Source organism: Moorena sp. SIO2C4 (assembly GCF_010672485.1).
Taxonomy (GTDB): domain Bacteria; phylum Cyanobacteriota; class Cyanobacteriia; order Cyanobacteriales; family Coleofasciculaceae; genus Moorena; species Moorena producens.
Genome location: NZ_JAAHGN010000232.1, coordinates 1 through 8401, shown reverse-complemented (window position 1 = coordinate 8401; position 8401 = coordinate 1). Strand labels below are relative to the sequence as shown.

The following is an 8401-nucleotide window of genomic DNA, read 5'->3' as shown; positions in this document are numbered from 1 at the left end:
CTTACTTTAGGTGCTATCAGCTAATGCGCGTTTGCCCACACTAATTGAGGTGTTTATGGGGAAAGTGCCAGCATCGAAGCCTGTGCCACGCTACTAATCGGTGCTTTTGAATAAAATAAGCTGACCGCTGAGTGCTGACTGCTGAATGCTTACATAACTCCTGAAACTATAACAGTCTCATTATTGATTGTTCACTGTTGAGTGTTGATTGTTGTACGGTTAGGCACAAGACTTTCCCCTACTATCGGTTAACTGCTCAAGGGTAAACAACAAACATTTTCTCTTTAAGTTGTGCATCTACTGATCATCTACTGATATTTTGGAACCACTATCATCTGAAACGATTTCCTCATATCTATTGGATATAGGACTGTGTACCCCGTCAGACCTAGAATCTATCCAGGTAGAATCGGCTCCCCCTGCTAAGAATTTCAATTTACTGGTGAGCTTTTCAGATCATCGTCAGCTACTGGTTAAGCAGGAAAGACCCCATCATGGTGGTATTATAAATCATGAATTTTTCAATGAGTGGCAATTTCATCGCTGGCTGCAGCAGTTGCCAGACCAGGACTGTCTAGCTTCATCAGTTTCCCAGATCCTTCATTTTGATCCCGATCATTGCATCCTGGTCTACAACTATCTAAATAACTATCTCGACCTGTTTAGTTTCTACTATCAAAACCAAATTTTCCCTGAAGCGATCGCAACTGATATCGGAACAGTTTTAGCCAACCTCCATCGTGTTACCTTCAATCAACCAGAATGTCGGAATTTTCTAGACCAGGTACCAAACGGGAAATCTCCCTATCGGTTTGGCAATCCAGCTAAAGGAATCGGACGGCTGAGCCCAGAAATGTTTGGCTCAATCCCTAACAATGCCTTAAAGTTCTTTGTTCTCTATCAACGTTACCCCAGTCTGGGAAATGCGATCGCAGATTTGGAAACTGACTGGCATCCGAGTTGCCTAACCCACAATGACTTAAAATTGAACAACATTTTGGTTCATAGAGAGTGGGAGCAATTCTCAACATCTTCACCACCCGATCAGAGCATGGTGCGACTGATTGATTGGGAACGTTGTGCCTGGGGAGATCCAGCCTTTGACCTTGGAACCATAATCGCCAGCTACCTGGGAATCTGGTTAAGTAGCTTAGTAGTAGACCCCACGATTAAATTAGAAGAATCCTTGCGTCTAGCAGTGACTCCTTTGCAGGTGCTTCAACCGTCCATCGCTGCTCTAACCCAAGCCTATCTTACCGCTTTTCCCGGGATTGAGTCAGCTCGTCCCAACTGGCTTAAACGAGTGGTTCAGTTTACCGGTTTGGCACTGATTCACCAAATTCAGGCAATGATTTACTATCAGAAATCCTTCGACAATACTGGAATCTGTATGCTCCAGGTTGCCAAAAGTCTACTCTGCCGACCAAAACAATCTGTGCCAACAGTTTTTGGGATCTCAGAATCAGAACTGATATCAAATCCGGTAATCCCCTAGAAAAGGGTTTTGAGGATACCTGTGAATTGTCAATTGAAAACCGCTATATAGACCTCATCTAATTTTACTTTAAATTACGATGCTATTTGACAACCCTTTTCCCAATCAACAGCAAGCAGCTCTGGAAGATATTGTTAACAACATTGAAATCCAGTCCAATTTTTGTATCAACCATCCCAACTATCAACCCTTCACCATACCTGATCAAACAGTAGCCCGCTTTCAGCAACTTCCTCAAGACATACAGCATAAGTATCTCAGCCTACTGCTGAGAAATTTCCTCTACGGCATTTATTACAATGGCTATCTGCGCACTCCCCTGGCACTCAACACAAGTCGCGCGGATATAGCACCCCATCAAAACTTAGAGAACAATACCCTGCTGGGAATAGACCTAGATTTTTACCAACGACTCCACGCCAACAATCAAGGCACAGGCTACTTTGATCCCAATTGGCAGGTAATCTCAGAAGAAACCGATGGTTCAATAGCCGTCACCAAAGGGAGTTTGACTATGCATATTGAACGGGAGATTCATCTCAAACGTGAGGAAAAATCTGCTACCATCGGTAGCATCGTTGCCATCCGGATGCCCAAGAATTTGAGGCAAAACGGCTTTTATGTAGCAGTGGGTAATGTTGGTCAAGAGCGACAGGGCAATGGTGATATCGATTCTAAAACAGCGCGAATCTATTTTAATCTGACACCAGATGGAGCCCTGGCTGTCATGGATAGCATGACAAAATATTTGAATGCAGCAGCAATTCCTTTCACATTTAAAGTTCTATACAATCCATCGGAATACAAACGCCATGACTGCGGAGTACTCTACTTTGAGCGCTGTGATTCTGAAGTTGTCTTTGGGGTGATGCAAACCATATATCTAGCAAACCGCTGCCATTTTCGCCCAGAAGTACCTTTATTCACCAAGTTTTTGGCACCGGGACTGAGTTTTGCCGAAGAACCAACCCAAAAATTTACCTCTCAAGAAAGTTTTGGCATGAACCGCTGCCAAATTGTAGCCAATGGTTTAATGCAGGCTTGGCAAAACGGTAATAACACTCCAGAGGAGCGCCTCAACGCTATCCGCCAACAATTTTCTCAGTTAGGAATTGAATGGGAACGTCCTTACCTCAATGGTGAGTGACATCTTCCGCACCCCCGCCCGACAATTCCCACACTCCCCGTTTGACCATGATGTCAAAAACCTACCCTTGTGAGCTCCCCATCTGCCGATATCCCCATCTCCCCAAAGCGCGCCTCTTCACAATTTCAATACAATTTCAATGTGTGACAGCTTAGTAGGATCCGGAGGGAGACCTTACAGGTATAGTCCCTGGGTAAGTCATAAAAAACTATAGCGCTACACCAACCAAGTCCACCTAGATGGACTTGGTTGGTGTAGCCGAAAGCTTTAGCCTTAGGCCATTAGACTGAGTGATCCTCGCTGCCACCATCCAAGTCATCAGTCTCAAGACGGAAGTGGCAATTGACCTCAGGTATATTTAGCGTCTTTAAGAAAAATTCATCAAAAATTTTTAGCTCTGTCAGGATTTTATGAAAAACTCATGAAAGTTATATTAGTCATTCATCCGGGATTATACAGAACACTTATTGACCAACGTCACTGCTGACAAATGAGTAATGCTAAATGCTTACTTATATGGTAACGATAGAAAATAAAAAATGGGGAATTTGTATCCATTTTTTATTTTTACCACCGGTTAATTTACCCGATGAATTATACCTATTAATCAGTCGAAAAATAAGTGAGAGGTAAACTAGGATTTTCCCTACTAGGTAAGGTAACAAAAGGCATTAGGTATCAATAATTAAAACCATTAACCATTAACCATTAACCTTGCTCTAACCCTCAACCCGAAATTGAAAGAGTAATATAAATTCTACCATTGCCTGAATCAAGGGCGGAGGAGCCGTAGGTATATGTACGGTTAAAACCTAGGGTGTTAATAGGATTGCTAAACTTTCTACACAATTCCTACATAGTTTAAATCTACTCTCTAAAAAGTCACGATTTAATCGACATTATAATTTATATTTCATCATGATGCAGTCAACGTTAAAGACTTCTGGCCAGGCAGGCTTCATAAATGAAGCTGCTGTAGTGCAGTTACCGATCCGCTTGAGCAGACTCGAAGCAATAGAATTTAAAGAAACTTGTGATCAGCTTCTCCAAAAACCTTATTGTCCTAAGCTGATTATTGCAGACTTAAGTCAGACAGAGTTTATCGATAGTAGCGGCATTGGTGCCTTAGTAAGGAATCACAAAATCACTCAGGAAAACGGGGGATCACTAATACTAAGGGGTATAACTTCTCCAGTTATGGCTGTCTTAGTCATGACTGGGCTAGACAAAAAATTAATTCTAGACGCTTCATATAACCTGACAACAATAGCTGTCAATTGGTCAAAGGCTCAGTTACCAACAACTCACCCATCTACACGCTCTTGGGCTAAGCGATGCTTAGACATAGTGGGGGGAATAGTAGGTTTAGGAATTACGGCCATATTATTTATTCCCATTGCGATCGCGATTAAACTCGACAGTCCTGGCCCCATCTTGTTTAGTCAAATTCGCTGTGGTTGGATGGGTAAGGAATTTCGGATCTGGAAATTCCGCTCAATGTATACTGATGCGGAAACCCAGAAAGATAGCGTTCAAAATCAAGCTAAGGATGGCAAGATATTCAAAAACGAAAATGACCCTAGAATCACCAGGGTCGGTCGGTTTTTGCGGAAAACTAGTTTGGATGAACTACCTCAGTTCTGGAATGTCATTAAAGGTGAAATGAGTTTGGTAGGTACTAGACCACCGGTACCTAAGGAAGTGGAAATCTATGAGGTTCCAGAGTGGCAACGGTTGAATGTTAAACCGGGAATGACTGGAGAGTGGCAGGTGCATGGGCGATCGCAAGTTCGGGATTTTGCAGATATAATTAAACTGGATTTACGCTACCAACGAAACTGGAGCTTAATGTATGACCTTAAGCTCATTATAAAAACAATTTTTATCTTGTTGTCGAAAAATAATGGAGCCGTTTAGGCTCAAAAATATCTCGGCAAAATTCCGGATACAAATTAAATCTAATGGTAAATAGATTAGAGTATTCTCTAGGAATAGGTTTTCCAATAAACAAGCATGAAAGTTGCCCTAGTTCATGATTATCTAACGCAAAAAGGTGGAGCAGAACGGGTATTTGAACTGCTTTGTAAGCGCTTCCCTAGTGCTGATGTGTTCACATCCTTGTATGATTCCCAGAACACCATTGACCTAGGTGAGCGCCTAGTGCATACCACCGGACTTCAGAACATTCCAGGGTCAACGAAATACTTCAGACTCTTGGCTCCGTTTTACTATCCAGCTTTTCGAGCCTTGGATTTAGAAAATTACGATTTGATTATCAGTAGTTGTTCAAGCTTCGCAAAGGCGGTCAAGAAAAAATTAGGAGCCAAGCATGTTTGCTTTTGCCACAATGTCACCCGTTTTTTGTGGGATACGCAAACTTACCTCAAGGAGTATGGAGAATATAGAGCGTTTTCTCCTGTCATTGATAAAGTCTTCCAGTTGATCAGAAAAGTAGACCTGGACTATGCCCAGGAGCCGGACATTTACATTGCTAACTCGACCACTGTCGCTCGGCGTATCCAGAATATCTATGGTAAGCCAGCCATGACGGTCAACTATCCAATTAATAGCCATAAATTTGTGTTTTCCGACCAAAAGGAAGACTTTTACCTAGTATCATCTCGTTTACTGGGTTACAAGCGTATCGATCTGATTATCGAGGCGTTTAATTGGCTAGGCTGGCCCTTATTAATATCTGGTGATGGTCCAGAGCGAGAGCGTCTAGAATCTAAAGCTTTGGACAATATTCGATTCTTGGGATACGTCAGCGATAAACAGCGTTGTCATTTGATGGCAAAAGCTCGTGGGGTGATCGTGGCGGCTTTAGAAGATTACGGTTTAGTGCCAATCGAAGCCAACGCCAGTGGGACTCCAGTAATTGCCTACGGTGCAGGTGGTGTTTTGGATACTCAGATACCAGGGACGACAGGGGTGTTTTTTAAACGGCAAACACCGGAAGCACTCCAAGCTGCACTACTTGAGGCTAGGGAAATTCCCTGGAATTATGCCAAAATCCGAGACCATGCCCTGAGTCATTTCACTGAAGACGTTTTCTTTAATACAGTTGGGCAAATTATTGATAAAACGGTCAGGGGACAGCCTGTTAATTTCAGCCATTCGTTACGCCATTCAACCAAGGTTCCCACTTTAGCTAGGTGACAGGATAGTGGCTGGGCTGATTTTAGATTTTAGATTTTGGATTTTGGATTTTTTCGTTGATTTCTTGGGATTTATACGGGTCTATACTCCAAAATCATCAGATCCAATCTGGTGGACTAATCAATATAGTCCTGCTCGGGTGACTGGTGATGGGTAATAGATAATATCAGGTCCGGTTGACTACTTCTTCTTATACCCTTTCTCTAAAAGGGATGCAACCTATGATTGTCGGTTCATTGGTAATGGGTAATGGGTAATGGGTAATCATACTCCAATTCCTAATTCCCTATTCCCAAAAGGTAGGGAAAATTTGTTGCAGGTATCCATGATAATTTTGCTTACCAGAGATTGAACATATTTCAAGGGCAAATTTTCAATGGTTAATGGTTAATTTAAAATTAACTTTCCAAAAAAAATCAAAAATCCTATCGAATATGAACAAAGTGATTAACCGGATTTTATCTAAACCAATTACTAATCATCCCGGGAATATTTTAGACTTGATTCACTGGAATTGATGTCAATTTAAAATCCAATCCAAACTTGTCAATCATTAATCTAAAATCCCATGAAGGAACTTGATTTAAACGCAGCAGGTGAAACAGATGCAGGGTATGGCCAACTGTTGGCAGTTTTGTGGCGCAGACGCTTGTGGATTATAAGTGTACTGTTGACAAGCTTGCCGATTGCCTTCTATATCACTCTCAAGAAAGAGCCGAATTATATCAGCTCTCTACAGCTGTTGGTGGAGCCTAATTATATAGATAAAACACGAGGAATAGAGAGTCAGTTTACTGAGTCCACTGTTGATATCGACTATGCTACTCAGTTACAGCTGATGCGTAGTTCTGAATTGATTCAACGAGCAGTGGATTTGCTTCGTGATGACTACCCAGATATCACAGTCGGTGATATTAGAGGCTCCTTAAGATTAGCTCAAGTACTGCAGGGTAAAACCGAAACTAAGGTATTTCAAGCGGTCTACACCAGCAATGACCGGATTAAAACTCAAAAAGTACTGCAAGCTATTCAAAAGGTTTATCAAGATTACAACCTAGAGCAGCAGGAAATGCGGTTGAATAAAGGTCTTGCTTTTATCAATCAGCAGTTGCCAACAGCTCGTAATAATCTTGAGCAAGCTGAGCAACGGCTAGAGCAGTTTCGCAAGAGCAAAAACCTGATTGATCCCTCACAACAAGCTCTAGCTGTCAGTCAAACTCTGAATGGGATTGAACAGGAGCGCCGAGCCATCCGCGCTCAGTACATGGAAACTCAAACTCGCTACCAGGCTGTTCAGCAAAAACTGGCTCGTTCACCGCAAAATGCCTTGACCTCGTCCCGCTTGAGTCAATCTGGGCGCTATCAAAATTTGCTCAATGAAATCCAAAGAATAGAACTGGCTTTGGTGGAGCAAAGTCGGATTTATACTGAAGCTCATCCTAGAATTCAAAAATTAATTGAACAGCGTCAGAGTGTGTTTGCGCTCTTGCAGGAAGAGACTAGACGGGTTTTAGGGCAAGTTCCGACTAAACTGGTTACCACTGGCAATAACCTCCTGACAGAAGGACAGCTCGGTGGTGTGGATCTCAATCTGGTCAACGAACTAATCACCTCGCAAATTAATCTAGTCAGTCTACAGACTCGTGATCAAGCCCTGGCCAAAACAGAGCAGGAAATCCGTATCCAACTCAGGGAATTCCCAGCCCTGATTGCTCAGTACAATCGTCTACAACCCCAAGTAGCAATTCAACAAAATACTCTGCAGCAGCTACTACAAGCACGGCAGGAGTTAAGCATCGAATTGGCTCGGGGGGGATTTAACTGGCAAGTTGTAGAAGCACCTTTACCGGGCTCGAAGACCGGTCCTAATATGACCCAAGACCTATTATTGGGTGCAGTGGTTGGGTTATTTCTCGGTGGTGTGGCTGCCTTTGTGCGGGAAGCCATGGATGATGGAATTCATACCTCTGATGATTTGAAAAATCAAGTGGCTCTACCCTTGCTAGGTATGATTCCACAGTTGCCGGAAGGTAAAATCAGTAAACCTGTTCTGAATCTAGGTTTGAGCCAGTCCGAGAGAACACTTCCGATGATGGAACTGTTGGGATGGCGACCATTTCAGGAAGCACTGGACATGATTTATGTGAATATCCAGTTGCTCAATTCTGGTTCTGAGCTGAAATCCCTGATGGTTACGTCAGCGCTGTCTGGTGAGGGGAAGTAAACTCTGGCGTTGGGTTTAGCCTTGAGTGCTGCTCGTTTACATCGACGAGTACTGCTAATTGATGTAGATATGCGCCGTCCGAGGTTGCACCAACAACTTGGCCTCTCCCATCAGGAAGGACTTTCTACTTTATTGGAAGATGATACTGCTACACCCAGCCCAGTTAGTATCTCACCTTTGGGGTCAACCATTGATGTTTTGACTGCTGGACCAACCCCAATTGACCCAGTTAAGCTGCTGGGTTCTAAACGGATGAAGAACTTAATGGCAGAGTTTCAGCAGACCTATGATCTGGTGTTGCTGGATACTCCCCCAGTGTTAGGTATGGTGGATGCACTCCAAGCAGCATCTTTGTGCCAAGGTGTGGTGATGGTGG

Annotated in this window: 6 protein-coding genes; all 6 read left to right on the top strand. The window is 43.0% G+C overall.

Going from position 1 to position 8401, the window contains the following annotated elements; genetic code table 11:
• Positions 1 to 319 precede the first annotated feature (319 nt).
• Positions 320 to 1495, top strand: coding sequence for a phosphotransferase family protein (locus tag F6K20_RS14345; RefSeq protein ID WP_353736755.1), 1176 nt, complete (start codon positions 320 to 322; stop codon positions 1493 to 1495).
• A 79-nt stretch (positions 1496 to 1574) separates the two neighbouring features.
• Positions 1575 to 2642, top strand: coding sequence for a T3SS effector HopA1 family protein (locus F6K20_RS14340; RefSeq protein WP_287265894.1), 1068 nt, complete (start codon positions 1575 to 1577; stop codon positions 2640 to 2642).
• Between the two features lie 918 nt (positions 2643 to 3560).
• On the top strand, positions 3561 to 4559 hold the full coding sequence (locus F6K20_RS14335) for a sugar transferase (protein WP_044492547.1): 999 nt from the start codon (positions 3561 to 3563) through the stop codon (positions 4557 to 4559).
• A gap of 96 nt (positions 4560 to 4655) precedes the next feature.
• On the top strand, positions 4656 to 5801 hold the full coding sequence (locus F6K20_RS14330; protein WP_008181838.1) for a glycosyltransferase: 1146 nt from the start codon (positions 4656 to 4658) through the stop codon (positions 5799 to 5801).
• Positions 5802 to 6369: 568 nt separating this feature from the next.
• Positions 6370 to 8025 carry a GumC family protein gene (locus F6K20_RS14325; protein ID WP_287295063.1) on the top strand — a complete coding sequence of 552 codons (1656 nt, stop codon included), beginning with the start codon at positions 6370 to 6372 and terminating at the stop codon, positions 8023 to 8025.
• 9 nt (positions 8026 to 8034) lie between these two features.
• Positions 8035 to 8401 (top strand): CpsD/CapB family tyrosine-protein kinase (locus F6K20_RS14320; RefSeq protein ID WP_287295061.1); only part of this gene is annotated, 367 nt, incomplete at its 3' end.

What these genes read in the sequence shown, in the direction of transcription:
- F6K20_RS14340 (WP_287265894.1), top strand. Translation starts at nt 1,575, where the DNA reads ATGCTATTTGACAACCCTTTTCCCAATCAACAGCAAGCAGCTCTGGAA.
- F6K20_RS14335 (WP_044492547.1), top strand. Translation starts at nt 3,561, where the DNA reads ATGATGCAGTCAACGTTAAAGACTTCTGGCCAGGCAGGCTTCATAAAT.
- F6K20_RS14330 (WP_008181838.1), top strand. Translation starts at nt 4,656, where the DNA reads ATGAAAGTTGCCCTAGTTCATGATTATCTAACGCAAAAAGGTGGAGCA.
- F6K20_RS14325 (WP_287295063.1), top strand. Translation starts at nt 6,370, where the DNA reads ATGAAGGAACTTGATTTAAACGCAGCAGGTGAAACAGATGCAGGGTAT.